17 protein-coding genes are annotated in these 15327 nt (G+C 70.8%); 6 read left to right on the top strand and 11 right to left on the bottom strand.

The annotated features are described in order from the left end of the window. The first annotated feature begins 71 nt into the window (after positions 1–71). Positions 72–2039 (top strand): sigma-54-dependent Fis family transcriptional regulator, encoded by a 1968-nt coding sequence (locus SK095_RS20090; RefSeq protein ID WP_320547277.1) that lies wholly within the window; start codon positions 72–74, stop codon positions 2037–2039. An 81-nt stretch (positions 2040–2120) separates the two neighbouring features. Here the strand turns inward: SK095_RS20090 and SK095_RS20085 are convergent, their stop codons facing one another. Next, a complete protein-coding gene (locus SK095_RS20085; RefSeq protein WP_320547276.1) occupies positions 2121–2837 on the bottom strand; it encodes a lipoyl protein ligase domain-containing protein in 717 nt (238 codons plus the stop codon). Between the two features lie 342 nt (positions 2838–3179). Here SK095_RS20085 and lipA point away from each other — a divergent pair, with 342 nt between their 5' ends. Together lipA and tatA are read left to right on the top strand one after the other, a co-directional pair. After that, positions 3180–4109 (top strand): lipoyl synthase, encoded by a 930-nt coding sequence (gene lipA, locus SK095_RS20080; protein ID WP_320547275.1) that lies wholly within the window; start codon positions 3180–3182, stop codon positions 4107–4109. A gap of 31 nt (positions 4110–4140) precedes the next feature. After that, the gene (gene tatA, locus SK095_RS20075; RefSeq protein ID WP_320547274.1) at positions 4141–4317 is read left to right on the top strand and encodes a twin-arginine translocase TatA/TatE family subunit; all 177 of its coding nucleotides are present in this window, start codon (positions 4141–4143) and stop codon (positions 4315–4317) included. Positions 4318–4490: 173 nt separating this feature from the next. On the opposite strand, the gene SK095_RS20070 is transcribed toward tatA, so the two are convergent. From SK095_RS20070 to SK095_RS20035, 8 genes are all read right to left on the bottom strand, one after another. Next, positions 4491–5201, bottom strand: coding sequence for a 2-oxo acid dehydrogenase subunit E2 (locus tag SK095_RS20070; protein WP_320547273.1), 711 nt, complete (start codon positions 5199–5201; stop codon positions 4491–4493). Between the two features lie 3 nt (positions 5202–5204). Then, positions 5205–5438: a lipoyl domain-containing protein gene (locus SK095_RS20065; RefSeq protein WP_136490303.1), complete on the bottom strand. Its 234-nt coding sequence runs from the start codon at positions 5436–5438 to the stop codon at positions 5205–5207. A gap of 3 nt (positions 5439–5441) precedes the next feature. Beyond that, positions 5442–6467, bottom strand: a complete 1026-nt coding sequence (locus tag SK095_RS20060; RefSeq protein WP_320547272.1) for an alpha-ketoacid dehydrogenase subunit beta — start codon at positions 6465–6467, stop codon at positions 5442–5444. A gap of 31 nt (positions 6468–6498) precedes the next feature. Further along, positions 6499–7488, bottom strand: a complete 990-nt coding sequence (locus SK095_RS20055; protein WP_320547271.1) for a thiamine pyrophosphate-dependent dehydrogenase E1 component subunit alpha — start codon at positions 7486–7488, stop codon at positions 6499–6501. Between the two features lie 22 nt (positions 7489–7510). Then, the gene (locus SK095_RS20050) at positions 7511–9091 is read right to left on the bottom strand and encodes a GMC family oxidoreductase (protein WP_320547270.1); all 1581 of its coding nucleotides are present in this window, start codon (positions 9089–9091) and stop codon (positions 7511–7513) included. 38 nt (positions 9092–9129) lie between these two features. Further along, positions 9130–9666, bottom strand: a complete 537-nt coding sequence (locus tag SK095_RS20045) for a gluconate 2-dehydrogenase subunit 3 family protein (protein WP_320547269.1) — start codon at positions 9664–9666, stop codon at positions 9130–9132. A 268-nt stretch (positions 9667–9934) separates the two neighbouring features. Continuing rightward, entirely contained in the window at positions 9935–10906 is a 972-nt protein-coding gene (locus SK095_RS20040; protein ID WP_320547268.1) for a hypothetical protein, read from the bottom strand. A gap of 74 nt (positions 10907–10980) precedes the next feature. Further along, positions 10981–11979, bottom strand: a complete 999-nt coding sequence (locus SK095_RS20035; protein ID WP_320547267.1) for an MBL fold metallo-hydrolase — start codon at positions 11977–11979, stop codon at positions 10981–10983. Positions 11980–12187: 208 nt separating this feature from the next. On the opposite strand from SK095_RS20035, the gene SK095_RS20030 reads away from it, so the two are divergent. The 3 genes from SK095_RS20030 to SK095_RS20020 all read left to right on the top strand — a co-directional run bounded on the left by SK095_RS20030 (position 12188) and on the right by SK095_RS20020 (position 13786). Continuing rightward, the gene (locus SK095_RS20030; protein ID WP_320547266.1) at positions 12188–12739 is read left to right on the top strand and encodes a histidine phosphatase family protein; all 552 of its coding nucleotides are present in this window, start codon (positions 12188–12190) and stop codon (positions 12737–12739) included. A gap of 52 nt (positions 12740–12791) precedes the next feature. Beyond that, positions 12792–13235, top strand: coding sequence for a GNAT family N-acetyltransferase (locus SK095_RS20025; RefSeq protein ID WP_320547265.1), 444 nt, complete (start codon positions 12792–12794; stop codon positions 13233–13235). Positions 13236–13330: 95 nt separating this feature from the next. Beyond that, positions 13331–13786, top strand: a complete 456-nt coding sequence (locus SK095_RS20020; protein WP_320547264.1) for a hypothetical protein — start codon at positions 13331–13333, stop codon at positions 13784–13786. A 13-nt stretch (positions 13787–13799) separates the two neighbouring features. Here the strand turns inward: SK095_RS20020 and SK095_RS20015 are convergent, their stop codons facing one another. Beyond that, positions 13800–14552 (bottom strand): Mut7-C RNAse domain-containing protein, encoded by a 753-nt coding sequence (locus tag SK095_RS20015; RefSeq protein ID WP_320547263.1) that lies wholly within the window; start codon positions 14550–14552, stop codon positions 13800–13802. 60 nt (positions 14553–14612) lie between these two features. Then, positions 14613–15275 carry a hypothetical protein gene (locus SK095_RS20010; RefSeq protein WP_320547262.1) on the bottom strand — a complete coding sequence of 221 codons (663 nt, stop codon included), beginning with the start codon at positions 15273–15275 and terminating at the stop codon, positions 14613–14615. Positions 15276–15327: the final 52 nt, after the last annotated feature.

Here is a 15327-nt window from a genome sequence, read left to right as displayed (position 1 = left end):
CAAGATCGTCACTGCGGATACCGACGGCCTGCGGCCAGGCCAGTGCAGCACCGGTGATCCGAGGAGGCCGCATGCGTATCACCCTGCCCGGCAGTGCCCACGTCGACACCGTCCTCTCCCTTGCCGCCGACGCCGCCCCGGCCCTCGCTGGTCCCGGCTTCGACCCGCTGATCTCCCGCTCGTGGAAACGCTGCATTGAGGACTACGGCCTCGACCCGGCCAAGCCTGCGCCGCCGCGCTTCGTGCCGCGCCAGGTGCTGCTCGACCATCAGGACCAGGCCGACGAGCTGCTCAACGTGGCCCGCGCCGGCGTCGAGCAGCTGTACCGGCACATCGCCGAACTGGGCTACGTGGTGCTGCTCACCGACAGCCGCGGCATCACCGTGCAGTTCCTCGGCAACCCCGACGACGAGGCGGCGCACCGCAAGACCGGCCTGTACCTCGGCGCCGACTGGAGCGAGGACCACGCCGGCACCTGCGCGGTGGGCACCTGCATCAAGGAGCAGCAGGCGCTCACCTGCCACCATCGCGACCACTTCAGCGCCCACCACATCAGCCTGACCTGCACCGCGGTGCCGATCTTCAACCCGCAGGGCCAGCTGCTCGCGGTGCTGGACATCTCAGCGCTGCACTCGCCGCCGTCGAAGGACTCGCAGACCTTCGCCCTGCAGCTGGTGCGCCAGTACGCGCGGATGATCGAGGACGCCTACTTCCTGCGCCGCTACCGCGAGCAGTACATCCTCTGCCTGGACAGCTCGCGCGAGTTCGTGCTGATCAACCGTCACTACCTGCTGGCGATGGCCGAGGACGGCACCCTGCTGGCCGCCAACACCGCCGGCCGCCAGTTGCTCGCCCAGTGCGGCCTGGAGCTGCCCGTCAGGCCCTCGGCAATGGCGCCCAGGGTCGGCGTGCAGCAGCTGTTCGACTGCGAGCTGGAAGACATCCTCGGCATCCCCTACGCCAGCGCCGACCACGTGCGCGCCTTCCGCACCCACCGGCAGAACGCGCTGTACTTCGCCGCGCTGATGGAGCCGCGCCGGGCTGCGCCTACCGCGACGGCCCCCAGCACCGAGACGCCACGCTGCGCCCTCGACGAACTGGCCGACGACGACCCGCTGATGCGCAAGATGCTCGCCCGCGCCAGGCGCCTGTGCGACGAGCCGCTCAACGTGCTGCTCAACGGCGAGACCGGCACCGGCAAGGAGCGCCTGGCCCGCGCCCTGCACGACAGCAGCCGGCGCGCCAGGGCACCGTTCGTGGCGATCAACTGCGCGGCGGTGCCGGAGTCGCTGATCGAGAGCGAGCTGTTCGGCTACCAGCCGGGCACCTTCACCGGCGCGCGCAGCAAGGGCATGCGCGGGCTGATCCAGCAGGCCGACGGCGGCACCCTGTTCCTCGACGAGATCGGCGACATGCCGCTGCACCTGCAGACCCGCCTGCTGCGCGTGCTGGCCGAGCAGGAGGTGATGCCGCTGGGCGCCGACAAACCGGTCAAGGTCGACATCCGGGTGGTCGCCGCCAGCCACCGCGACCTGCGCCAGATGATCGACGCCGGGCAGTTCCGCGAGGACCTGTTCTACCGCCTCAACGGCGCCGTGCTGCGCCTGCCGCCGCTGCGCGAGCGGGCCGACAAGGGCTACCTGATCGAGAAGGTGTTCGCCGAACTGAGCCAGCAGCGCCAGCGTCCGGCACGCATCCGCGGCGACGCCATGAGCGCCCTGCTCGGCTACGCCTGGCCGGGCAACATCCGCGAACTGCGCAACGTGCTGCAGTACGCGCTGGCCACCTGCGAGAACGGCGAAATCACCGCCGCCGACCTGCCCGAGGAATGCCTGCAGGGCGTCGGCGCGCGCCAGCCCGCAGCGCCGGCGCCGGTGCTCGAGGTGGCCGCTGGCGATCCGGCCGCGCAGCTCGCGGAAATCCTGCGCCGCCATCGCTGGAACGTCAGCGCGGCCGCCCGCGAACTGGGGCTGTCGCGGCCGACCGTGTATCGCTGGATGAAGGTCTACGACATCGTGCCGCCCAACGCCCAGGGTTGAGGCGGGCGGCACCGTTTTTTCGTAGGGTGCGCCGTGCGCACCCGCCCATCGGGTGCGGGCATCAGGTGCGCGCGGCGCACCCTACCGGACCGGCTCCGGCAAGCCTGCCGCCAATAGGCTGCGCCGGTAGCAGCCCTCCAGTACCTCCGCCGCCGCCCAGGCGTCCTCCACGCACTCGTCCAGCGCCACATGACTGGCCGCCCGGCAGCGGGTGTCCAGTGCGCAGTCGCGATAGAAGGCGTTGACCACGTCCACCATTTCCTCACGCAGGTTTTCCATGAGGATGGCGCCGTGCGCCAGGGCCACGTGGCGGCCGTCGCTGCCGCGCTTGCGCCAGCGCTGGGCGGTGCCGACCAGCTTGCGCCCGGCCAGGGTGACGTTGAAGCGACCATCGCAGAACGCTCCCTCCACCGCACCGAGATCCGGCGCCAGGCCCTGTTCGAGCAGCCACTCGCAGAGCGGATCGCACAGGTGCCGGTAGGCGTTCTCGATGCGCTTCTGCTCGGCCTCGCCGGCCGGCACGGCCCAGGCGAGGGCGACATTGAGCACCGCCGGCGACTGCGGTACCGGCTCGCCGCCGGTGTCGCGCAGGGCCACCGGCCAGCCCAGTTCGGCGCAGCTCGCCGCCGCGGCGGCGAAACCAGCCAGCCGCTCGAGGCGCCGTGGCATCACCAGCGCGGCGTCCTGCGGGCGCCACAGCAGCAGCGTGCAGTCGATGTCGCCGGCGTGCACCCGCTCCAGCAGCGCACGCTCGGCATCCAGGCCGGCCTCGACCGGCAGGCGTTGTATCAGGGTCATAGCACCTCGCTGTTGTCGATTGAACGCCACGGGCTGACTGTAAGCCGGCCTGGGCAGTTCGCTACCCCGTAGGCAGGATGCGTGCCATGGACCGAAAGTGCGCTGCAGCCGCGTCAGCGCTGGTCGATCCCGCGCAATCGCCCGCAATCTGTCCGACGCGTCTGACAACGCAGCTGTAAAGGCGCTTACAGGTGTAACGCAGCCAGCCCGTCGAAATCGCCGCCAATGCCCGTATTCCGGGCATCTGGCGGCTGGCCCGCGTCTTGCTGAGTCCAGGGCACAGTTCCCCAACCAGCGGAGATCGACGTGGAGTTCCAGCACACTGCCGGCCAATCGGCCGCAATGGCAAGCGGCACCAAGCTACGCGGCGCCGACAAGGTGGCACGCATCCCGGTAAAGATCATTCCCACCGAGGAGCGGCCGCACAAACCGAACTGGCTCCGCGTGCGCGCCCCGCTCGGCCCCGAGGTCGAGCGCATCAAGCAGTTGCTGCGCCAGCACAAGCTGCACAGCGTCTGCGAGGAAGCCTCCTGCCCGAACCTCGGCGAGTGCTTCTCCGGCGGCACCGCCACCTTCATGATCATGGGCGACATCTGCACCCGCCGCTGCCCGTTCTGCGACGTCGGCCACGGCCGGCCCAATGCGCTCGACCCCGACGAGCCGAACAACCTGGCGCTGGCCATCGCCGACCTGCGCCTGAAGTACGTGGTGATCACCTCGGTGGACCGCGACGATCTGCGCGACGGCGGCGCCCAGCACTTCGCCGACTGCCTGCGCGAGATCCGCGCGCTGTCGCCCAGCGTGCAGCTGGAGACCCTGGTGCCGGACTACCGCGGGCGCATGGAGATCGCCCTCGACATCACCGCGACCGAACCGCCGGACGTGTTCAACCACAACCTGGAAACCGTGCCGCGCCTGTACAGGTCGTCGCGCCCGGGCTCGGACTTCGAGTGGTCGCTGGACCTGCTGCAGGAGTTCAAGCAGCGCGTGCCCGGCGTGCCGACCAAGTCGGGCCTGATGCTCGGCCTCGGCGAGACCGACGAGGAAGTCATCGAGACCATGCAGCGCATGCGCGAGCACGACATCGACATGCTGACCCTCGGCCAGTACCTGCAGCCGTCGCGCAGCCACCTGCCGGTGCAGCGCTTCGTCCATCCGGACACCTTCGCCTGGTTCGCCGAGGAAGGCGCCAGGATGGGCTTCAGGAACGTCGCCGCCGGCCCGCTGGTGCGCTCGTCCTACCACGCCGACCGGCAGGCGCACGGCCTGTGAACGGCACCCACTCCACAGAGGAGCAGCAACCATGGGTATTTTCGACTGGAAACACTGGCTGGTGATCCTGCTGGTCGTCCTGGTGGTCTTCGGCAGCAAGCGCCTGCGCAGTCTCGGCAGCGATGTGGGCGAGGCGATCAAGGGCTTCCGCAGCTCGGTGGCGGACGACAAGGATCGGCAGCTGCCCTCCCCCGAGGACCGCCCCTGAGCCATCCCCGGCGGCGTGGCTGCCTGCAAGGGTAGCCGCGCCGCTCATCGCCCCATCCCAAGCCCCGCACCGCGCCCCTGCGCGGCGCCGGCGTTCGCAGCAAATGCCGAGGCCGGCATGCAAGCCGGCCTCGGGAGCGTGGTGGGCAGCCGCCATCCATGGCGGTGCGCAGCTCAGTTACCGGCGCCCTCGCCACCCTCGATGCGCCGGCACAGCGCATCGAGGAAGTCGGCCGCCGGCGCGCCGTTGACCGCGCGGTGGTCGAAGGTCAGCGACAGGCCGAGGAAGTCGGCCTCGACCAGGCTGCCGTCGGCGGCGCGCTGCAGGCGCCGCTGGCTGCAGCCGATGCCGACGATGGCCACCTGCGGTACGTTGATGATCGGCGTGAAGTGGTGCACCCGCGACAGCCCCAGGTTGGACACGGTGACGGTCGCCCCGGTCAGCTCGCGCACCGACAGCTTGCCGGCCAGCGCCTTGCCGGTGAGCACGCGGCGCGCCTCGGCCAGGCCGTCGACGTCGAGCGCCTCGGCGTCGAACAGCGCAGGCGCCACCAGCAGATCGTCCGGCAGCGGGATGGCCACGCCTAGGTGCACGGCGGCGTGGCGGGTGATCACGTCGTTCTCTAGGGTGGCGTTGAGCGCCGGATGCTCGCGCAGGGTCTGCACGATGGCGTGCAGCAGCAGGTCCTGCAGCGAGGCCTGGCTGCCGGCCGCCTTGAGGCGCGCGCGGCGCGCCTGCAGGGCGGTCAGCTCGCACTCGGCGTGCAGGGTCAGTTGGGCGGCGCTGCGCAGGCTCTCGCTCATCTTCGCCGCGATCATCTTGCGCATGCCCTTGAGCGGCAGGCTGGTGGCGCCCGCCACGGGCGGCGTGTGCATCTGGCCCATGGGCTACTCCACCACGCCGATGGTGGCGCCCTTGGCGATCACCGCGTCTTCGCCTTCGACGATCTTCAACACGCCGGCCACCGGCGCCTCGATCTCGAACTGGGCCTTCTCCGACATGATCTCGGCGACCAGGTCGCCCGGCGCCACCTCGGCGCCATCGCTGACCAGCCACGAGGTGATCACCGCTTCGGCGTCACCGTCCCACAGGTCATCGGCAATCACGATTGGGGTCGTCATGGGTCATTCCTCGCTGTTCAGGTTCTGGTAGGCGGCCACGATCTTCTCGGCACTGGGCAGCGCCCACTGCTCCATGACCGGGGTGAAGGGAATCGGGATGTCGGGGAAGGCCACCCGCTGCGGGGACGCCTTGAGCATGCCGAGGTCGTGCTCGACCACGCTGGCGATGATCTCGCCGCTGACGCCATAGCTGTGGTAGTCCTCGTCGACCACGATCAGCCGACCGGTCTTGCGTACCGAGGCGATCACGTGTTCGCGGTCCAGCGGCACCAGGCTGCGCAGGTCGACCACCTCGGCGCTGACGCCGTCCTGCTCCAGCTGCTGGGCGGCGCGCAGGGCGTGGTGCACACCGGCGCCGAGGCTGACGATGGTCACGTCCGTGCCCTCGCGCACGGTCCTGGCCTTGCCGATCTCGACGACGTAGCTCTCTTCAGGCACCGCCACGGTGGCGCCCTTCTCGGTGCCCAGCCAGCCCATGCCCTGCAGGGCCTTGTGGAACAGGAAGATCACCGGGTTGTCGTCGCGGATCGCCGCGGTCATCAGGCCCTTGGCGTCGTAGGCGTTGCTCGGCACCACCACCTTCATCCCCGGCAGGTGGGCGAAGGTGCCGTACAGGCACTGCGAGTGCTGGCCGGCGTCCGAGTAGCCGGCGCCGGTGGAGGCCATCAGCACCATCGGCACGCGCACGTTGCCGCCGGAGAAGTAGGTGTTCTTCGCCATCAGGTTGTAGATGGCGTCCATGCACACGCCGAAGAAGTCGACGAACATCAGTTCGACGATCGGCCGCATGCCGTCGGAGGCGGCGCCCACCGCCGCGCCGATGAAGGCGGTCTCCGAGATGGGGGTATCGCGCACCCGCGCGCCGCCGAACTCCTCGAATAGGCCGCGGGTGTTGCCGAACACCCCGCCGAGCTGGCCGATGTCCTCGCCCATCACGAACACGCGCGGGTCGAGGCGCATTTCCTGGGCCACCGCCTCGGCCATGGCGCGGGCGACGGTGAGTTTTCTTTCTTTCACTGGGCTGCTCATGCTGCAACTCCTGGCAATTCGGTGGGGGAAATCAGACGAACACGCAGTCCATGGCATCTTCCGGCGCCGGATAGGCGCTGTCGCGGGCGAACAGCACCGCCTCGTCGACCCGGCCGCGGGCGCGCGCGGCGATTTCCTCGGCCGCCGCCTCGCTCAGCACGCCGGCGTCGAGCAGGCGCTGGCGGTAGGCCGGGATCGGGTCGCGCGCCAGCAGCGCTTCCTTCTCGCCGGCCGGGCGGTACTGCTCGCCGTCGCCCATGAAGTGGCCGGCCAGGCGCGAGGTCTCGATCTCGATCAGGCTCGGGCCGCCGCCGGCGCGCGCCCGCTCGATGGCCTCACCGGCGGCGGCGAAGATGGCGTCGGCGTCGTTGCCGGGGACGAACACCCCGGGCATGCCGTAGGCGGCGGCGCGCACGTAGTTGCGCTCGATCGGGGTGGAGGCCTGCTTGGCCACCGAGATGCCCCAGGCGTTGTCCTCGATGACGAACACCACCGGCAGCTTCCACAGCGCGGCCAGGTTCAGCGTCTCGTGGAAGGCGCCCTGGTTGGCGGCACCCTCGCCGATGTAGGCCACCGCGACACCCGGCTTGCCCTGCAGCTGGCGCGACAGCGCCGCGCCCACCGCCGGGCCCATGCCCTGGGCGATGATCCCCGAGCAGCAGAAGTTCACCCGCGCATCGAACAGGTGCATGTGCCCGCCGCGGCCGCCGGACAGGCCGGTCTTCTTGCCGAAGATCTCGGCGACCATCTCGTTGAGGTGGACGCCCTTGGCCACGGCGATGTGGTGGGGGCGGTGGGTGGCGGTGACCACGTCCTCGGCATTCAGGTGCGCACAGACGCCGACGGCGCAGGGCTCCTGGCCGTTGGACAGGTGCATCTCGCCGGGAATCGGGCCCTTGGCCATGTTGAAGACCGGGGTCTTGCCTTCCATGTAGATGCGCTCGATGGACTCTTCCAGGTAGCGGCTGACGAGCATCTGCTCGAACATCCACAGACGCTGCGCATGGTTCGGTGCGGTCATGTGATCGGCTCCGTATCGGGATTCAGAGGGCGCGCTGGCTGAACAGCTTGCCGATGTGGTCGGCCTGGCGCAGGGCCAGCGCGACTATGGTCAGGGTCGGGTTCTGTCCGCCGCTGGTGGTGAACTGGCTGCCGTCGGAGACGAACAGGTTGGGGATGTCGTGGCTCTGCCCCCACTTGTTGACCACCCCGTCGGCGGCCCTGGCGCTCATGCGGTTGGTGCCCATGTTGTGGCTGGCCGGGTAGGACGGCAGGCGGATAACCTCGGTGGCGCCGACCGCCTCGTAGCACTTGCGGGTCTGCTCGACGCCGTGGTCGCGCATGGCGTTGTCGAACGGGTGGTCGTCCTTGTGCACCACCGGCACCGGCAGGCCGTATTGGTCCTTCTCGCTGGCGTGCAGGGTGATGCGGTTGCTCTCCACCGGCAGGTCCTCGCCGCACAGCCACACGCCGGACATGTGGTCGTAGCGCTCCATGCGCGAGGCGTAGGTGCGTCCCCAGCCCTGCGGGGTCGGGTCGAGGAAGGCGGACATGAACGGCAGGCCGAGGGAGAGGATCTCCAGCCGGTAGCCGCCGACGAAGCCGCGCTCGGGGTTGTTGTAGGACTCGTCGGAGATGATCCCGGCGACCGTGGTGCCGCGGTACATGTGCACCGGCTTGGGCATGATCGCGTAGATGCCGGCGGTGGTATGGCACATGTAGTTGCGCCCGACCTGGCCTGAGGAGTTGGCCAGGCCGTCCCTGAAGGTCGACGACTCGGAGTTGAGCAGCAGGCGCGGCGACTCGATGGAGTTGCCGGCCACGCACACCACCCGCGCCTTCTGCCGCTGCTGGCGGCCCTCGGCGTCGGCGTAGACCACCGCATTCACCCGGCCGCGGGCGTCGTGCTCGATGCGCAGCGCCATGGACTGCGGGCGCACCTCGCAGTTGCCAGTGGCCTCGGCGCGCGGGATGTCGGTGTACAGGGTCGACCACTTGGCGCCGATGCGGCAGCCCTGCATGCAGAAGCCGACCTGCATGCAGCCGGGACGGTTGTCGTAGGGCTGGGTGTTGATCGCCATCGGCCCGGAGAGGATCTCCTTGTAGCCGATGCGCTGGGCGCCGGCGGCCAGTACCTTGAACGAGTTGTGCCACTGGTGGTACGGCATGCCGGTGCTCGGGCCGGTCACCCCCATGTGCTGCTCGGCCTTGACGTACCAGGGCTCCAGCTCGGCGTAGTCGAGCGGCCAGTCGAGCAGGTTGGCGCCCTTGATGGCGCCGTTCTCGCTGCGCATGCGGAATTCGAAGTCGCGGAAACGCAGGGCCACGCCGGCCCAGTGCATCGAGCTGCCGCCGACCGCCTTGACGATCCAGGCCGGCAGGTTCGGGTGGTTGCGCGCCACGTCCCAGCTGCCGGTGGCGATGCGCTTGTCCAGCCAGGAGATCTTGTTGAACATCGCCCACTCGTCGTTCTCGATGTCGGACATCTCGAAGCGCTTGCCGGCCTCCAGCACGACGACGCGGATGCCCTGCTTGGCCAAGGCGTTGGCCAGGGTGCCGCCGCCGGCGCCCGAACCGATGATGACGACGACGTCGCCGTCGTCCTGGGAGAATTTCGCTGCCATGGAGTCAGCCCTCGTTGTTGGAGTTGTGATGAGGAGGCTCAGAGCCAGTCGATGTCGTTGAAGCCGCGGTTGACGTAGCCGCCCTTCTCCACCGAGGAGCCTTCGTAGCCGAACAGCGGGAACAGCGCCTTGTTGTCGTAGATGCCGAACATCAGCGCAGTGCGCACCTCGCGGAAGAACGGCCCGGTCTCGATGGCGCGCAGCAGGGCGACGCGGTCGTTCTCGGCGAGCGCCTCGAAGGCCTTGCCGTGACGTTCGCGGGCGCTGGCCTGCAGCGCCTGCAGACCCTGGCGGACCAGCGCGCCCTGCTTGTCGAGCAGCGCGGCGAGCGGCTTGGCGTAGTGCAGGTCGGCGAGGCGGTCGTGGGGGAAGATGTCGCGGCCCATCTGCAGCAGGCCGGCGGGCAGCTCGGGCAGCTCGGGCAGCGCAACGGGCCGCGCCTCGTCGGCGAGCAGGGTGACCGGGATCAGCTGGCTGCTGACCGCGGTGGCGCCGAGCAGCGCCAGCGACTGGGCGGACAGGGACATGAAGCGCCGGCGGCTGAGGCCGGCACCCGGGGCGGAAGAGTCGTGCATGGCAGCGCTCCAGACTGTTGCCGGCGCGCCCGCAGGGTGGGGGTCAGACAGGGCCGGCGTTCATTGTTCTGTTGTCGGGAGAGCCTGTTGCGACTCCCCGAACGGAGCAGAGCAGCTTGCGTGCCAATCCCGAGAGATACGCATAAGCTGTTGTTTTTATTGATTTTCTCAGCGAAACAGTGGGTTTGAACGGCTGCCCACCGGACAGGCCGGCTGTAAATGCCCGGCCTTACACCTGTAAAACGGCTGTAAGGGTTTTACAGGTGGATCACCGCTCCTCGACGAACCAATGCCCGTCGCCCATCAGCACCAGCGGCCGCCGGCGGAAGGCAGCCGGCATCGTCCGGCTGGACTCGAACCGCCAGTCGACCAGTTCCTGGTGCCAGAATCCCTGGTCGGCGGTGGCGTCGATCTGCAGATAGCTCACCTCTCCCGCCCGGCAGCTCAGGCCATGGAACTGCCGGCCATCCAGATGGCGGGCGGAAAACTGCAGCCTGTGCTCGCCCGGCGGGAGTCGCAGCGCCACCAGGGTATCCAGCCAGGATGGCGCGGCCTCGCCCGCCGCCGGCAGCATGCCGCGCAGCCAGGTCTGCTGCTCGCCCTCGCGATACCAGTAGGCATCGCTCAGGCGCAGCGGCAGGGGTTGCGCGGGCTGGCCGTCGAGCGCCAGCCGGTCGGGGCAGCCCTGGGCGCCGCAACCGAGCACCAGGGTGCAGTCGGTCGCGCCGTGCGCGCGTTCGAGCCAGGTGTCGCGCAGCGCGGGGGCGGCCAGCAGGTTCTCGCGCCGCTCGCCGTCCGGAACGACGAAGAACAGCAGGTCGCCGCTGCGCAGGTGCAGCGCCGGAAAGTCGGTCTCGATGGGCGACATGCTGCGCCAGTCGGTCGGCCGCCGGACCAGCCCGCTGTCCACCGCGACGACGCGCGCCTCGTCGTCGTAAGCCACCAGGCTGTAGCGCAGCAGGCGATCCTTGATATGGGCGAAGGGCACCGGCCAGGGGGCGATCACCAACATCGTGGCGGCCTGCTCGGTGTCGGCGCGGAACAGCTCGAAGCCCCAGTAGTCGCTGGCCAGCAGCGGCGGCCCCAGCCGCTCGTGCACCTGGGAGCGCCGCGTCAGCCCGGGCTCGATCTGCGCCGAGCGATCCGGCAGCAGCGCCTCGGGATGCTCGGGGGAAACGTGCTGGACGCAGCCGCCCAGCAGGGCCAGCGTCAGGGCCAGCAGGGAAAGTCGTCCGGCCATCCTCGATCTCCGCGCACACCGCCTCGGACAAGGCTAGCAAGGGCGCCCGCCGGGCGCCTTGCCGGCGGCCGAAATCAGCGGTCGCTGCGCAGCGGGCCGTACTCCACCGGCACCCAGGCGTAGCCCTCGCCTTCGGTGCGCACGTGGCCGATGCCGGGGAACGGCAGGTGCGCTCCGGCCACCCACAGCCGGTCGAGCGCCGCATCGGCGAGCACGCGCTGCCGAGTGGCGACGGCTCGGGTGCTGTCGACATCGAACTCGATGGCCACGTCCGGGCGGGCGAACTGCACCGCGTGGCTGTGCACGATGTCGCCCCACACCAGCAGGCGGCGGGTGCCGGAGCCGAACAGGTAGCCGCTGTGCCCCGGGGTGTGGCCGGGGCTGGGCGCGGCGCTCACCCCGGCGATGCCCGGACCTTCCTCGCCGTGGGGCTGCAGGCGGCCGGCGGCGACGTAGGGCGCCAGGGCCGCCTGGGCCATCCTGAACATGCCCTGGCGGTCCTCCGGCGCCTTGGCCGCCAGCTCGGCGCTCAGCCAGTAGTCCGCCTCGGCCTTGGGCACATGCACGCTGGCGTTGGGGAAGGCCATGCCGCCCTCGCCGTCGAGCAGGCCGCAGGCATGGTCCGGATGCAGGTGGGTGAGCAGCACGTGGTCGACCTGCGCCGCCTGGTAGCCCGCCGCCGCGATGTTGGCCTGGATCGCGCCGAGCGTCGGCCCGAAGCACTGCGCCGCGCCGGCATCCACCAGCAGCAGCTGGCTGCCGGTGTTGACCAGATAGGCGTTGACCGCGGTCTGCACGCCCTTGTCCGCCTCGACGAACATCCGCGCCAGCAGGCGCTGGATATCCTCGGCGCTGGCGCCCTTGAGCAGCTTGGGATCGAGGTCGACATAGCCGTCGTACAGCGCGGTCACCTCGAACTCGCCCAGCGCCATGCGGAAGAAGCCCGGCACCTGGGTGCGCTGCTGGGCCACCGGCGCGGCGCTGGCCGCCAGCGGCAGGCCGGCGAGCACGGCGGAGCAGCCCAGCGCCATGGCCAGCAGTGCCGAGCGGGCGAAGGTGGGGGAAGTTGCCATTCACGAATCTCCATTCAGGGGGAAGCGTCGCCCTCGTGGCGCCGCGCGACTGCCACAGCCGCACCAGCGTTATGCGCAGCAGCCGGCGATTTGTCCAGCAGCGGCGCGAGCCGGTCGGGACTACTGCCGGGGCCGCCCTCGGCTCGCCGGCCGAACGGCGCACACGCCGGCTATAGTGGCTGGAGGAAACCGCCGCACGGAAGGCGCCATGCAGATCATTCTCGCCCGCCACGGCCAGCCGGAGCTGCGCCTCGACTCCTGGTTCAGGCCGATGGCGCTGCAGGAATGGCTGCGCCTCTACGACGCGGCCGGCCTGGCGCCCGGCGCGGTGCCGGCGGCGATCCGGGCGCAGGCGGCTGCCGTCGGCGTGCTGGCCTGCAGCGACCTGCTCCGCTGCACGGAGTCGGCGCAGCGCCTGGCGCCGGGGCGGGCGGTGCTCGGCGAGGCGCTGTTCCGCGAGGCCGAGCCGCCCTGGCCGGCCTGGCTGGACACCCGGCTGCCGCCGCTGGCCTGGGCGGCGATGTTCCGCCTGGCCCGCTTCCCCGGCCCCGCCCGGCCCGCCCCCGCCACCGCGCTGCGCGCCCGCCAGGCCGCGCAGCGGCTGGTCGAACTGGCCCGCCGGCACGGCTCGGTCCTGCTGGTCGGCCATGGCCTGATGGGCCAGCTGATCGCCCGCGAACTGCGCGCCCTCGGCTGGCAGGGACCGCGCCAGCCGGCCAGCGGCTACTGGCAGTGCAGCGTCTACCGGGCGCCGGACTAGGATTGGCGCGCTTCCTGCTGGGACTTGCGCTCCCCCCTCCGGAGCCACGCCCATGACCATCCGCCCCGCCACCCCCGCCGACCTCCCGGCCCTGTGCGACCTGCTCGCCCAACTTTTCGCCCAGGAAGCCGAGTTCAGCCCCGACCGCGCCGCCCAGCAGCGCGGTCTGGCGGCGATCCTCGCCGATCCCGGGCTCGGCGCCATCCTGGTCGCGGTCGAGGGCGGCCGCGTCGTCGCCATGGTCAACCTGCTGTACACGGTGTCCACCGCGCTCGGCGCGCGGGTGGCGCTGCTCGAGGACATGGTGGTCGACGCCGGCGCGCGCGGCGCGGGGATCGGCTCGGCACTGCTGGAACACGCCATCGCCCATGCGCGGGCCAGCGGCTGCCGGCGCGTCACCCTGCTCACCGACGACGACAACGTGGCGGCGCAGCGCTTCTATGCCCGCCACGGCTTCGCCCGTTCGCCGATGCGGCCGCTGCGCCGGGCGCTGTAGCGCGCGCCGTCGACTACGCTGCACAGGCTGGCGTGGCCGGCAGCCCGGCGGCTCGCCGGGCGACCACGCCGGTCACAGGGCGGAGGAGACGAGCGATGTCCATCAGGTACTGGCTGCTGGCCGGCGCGATGCTGGCCGGGACGGGTTGCACCCCGTGGTCCGGCACCACGCAGGAGCGCGAGCTCCTCACTGTGCCGCTGGCGGCGACCCACCACAATGCCGGCAAGATCGCCCAGGCCACCCTGGTGGCCGAGGGCGAGCGCACCGGCATCTCCTTCATCATCGGCGGCGTACCGGACGGCACCAGCCGGCCGGTGCATCTGTACACCTACATCTACCCCGGCCGCTGCGACCGCCTCGGCCCCGAGCCGGCCTGGGAGATGAACCAGATCGTGCTCGCCGACCGCATCGGCCGCGCCCAGGCCGGCTGGCGGCTGTCGAAGCGGGTGGAGGTGCCGCTGGAACAGCTGCGTGGCGGCGGCTACAGCCTGCTGGTGCGCAACAGCCCCGCCGATGGCAGCTGGGACCTGTTCTGCGGCGAGATCGAATAGCCCGGGCACACGCTCAGGCTTGCCCGCCGCGCGCCAGCAGCGGTCCGAGCAGCGCGCACATGTTGCGCCAGTGCGAACCCTCCCAGTAGATGCGCTGGCAGGCATCGCAGCCGAGAAAGCGCGAGTACAGCCAGGCGGCGCGCGGCGGCACGCGCGCACGGGCCTGCTCGGTGTCGAGTTCGTGCAGCGGCAGGTTGCAGTGCACGCACAGGGTGAACGGCCGCGCGCTGCGCGCCAGGTCGAGGCGCTCGAACAGCTCGCGCAGCTGCAGCGCCGGCTTGAGCGCGTGCACGTAGCAGCCGTGGCTGACGATGCGCCGCTTGAGCAGCTCGCGGTCGCGGGTCAGCACGATGCGCTGCTCGGCGGCGGCCAGCGCGGCGATCTGGCCGTCCTCGAAGTCGTTGTCGTAGAGGGTGTCGAAGCCGCTCATGCGCAGCAGGCGGGCCAGGCCGCCGAGGTGGGCGTCGGCGATGAAGCGCAGCACGCGCAGCGGCCGGGCACGCACGCGCAGCAGCGGCGTGATGTCCAGGCTCTCGAAACGCGGGTAGACCGCCACCCGGTCGCCGTCGGCGAGCTGCCGGGCGAAGTCCACCGACTCGCCGTTGACCAGCACCAGCTCGACCTCGGTGTGCGGCACGCCGAGCGCCTCGATCATGTGCTTGACGGTGGCCGCCCGCGCGCATTCGCAGCTGAACGCCTGCCGCCGGCGCTCGGCCGGCAGGAAGTCGTTGAGTTCCTCGTAGAAGCGGAAGGTGGCGCTGACCATGGCGACGGAATGGCAGGCAGCGCGCAGCGGCGGGCCGGAAAGAAACCGCCGGGTCGGCCCCTAGCGCCGGGCCGTGTCGGCCTGCCAGAGCAGCGCCGACGACTGCCCGCTGCGGGCGATCTCGCCGCACCAGTCGTGGCCGGCGAAGACCTGCTGCGCCCGCCGCGCGGCGGTCGGCACCCAGGGCACGCTGAGGCTCGCGTAGTCGCGGGTGTTGGACTGGCGGCCATTGGCGTCGTCGCGCTCGGCAAAGGCCAGCGTCACCGGCTGGGCCTCGCCGTCGGCCGCCTTCCAGCTGCAGATCATCAGGTAGCGCGGCAGCTCGCCGAGCGCGCGGATCGGCATCGCGCTTTCCACTTCCCGCTCGCTGCGCGCCCGGGCGACGGCGGAGGGATAGGGGCCATGGCTCATCAGCAGGACCTCGCCGGTCGCCTCCAGCCAGCCGAAGGTGGCGCTGGCCCCGGGCTCCTCCGGCGCCGTGGCGAACTGCAGGGCCGTGGACAGCCGGGCCCGCTGATACTCGGGGCTCACCGCCGACATGGCGAGAAAGCTGGCGTGGGCCTGCGGCGCCGCGGCCTCGGGCAAGGCATCGGCACGGACCTGCGCGGCCTCCGCCAGGGCAACCAGCAACGCCGCGCCCAGCAGGAGGTGCGACAGGCGCTGGGCAGGCGCGCTGACGGCGATGGCGCGGGGACGGACGGACGACGGCAGGGAACGTGGCATGACAGGCACCTCGCCAGCGGGACTCTTCGAGGAACGGTACCTAGGCAAGTAA

Origin of the sequence: Pseudomonas sp. AN-1 (assembly GCF_034057115.1) — a bacterium.
In the GTDB taxonomy this organism is placed as follows: Bacteria; Pseudomonadota; Gammaproteobacteria; order Pseudomonadales; family Pseudomonadaceae; genus Geopseudomonas.
Note: the sequence above shows the minus strand (reverse complement) of the source record. Positions and strands in the feature narration are given on the sequence as shown.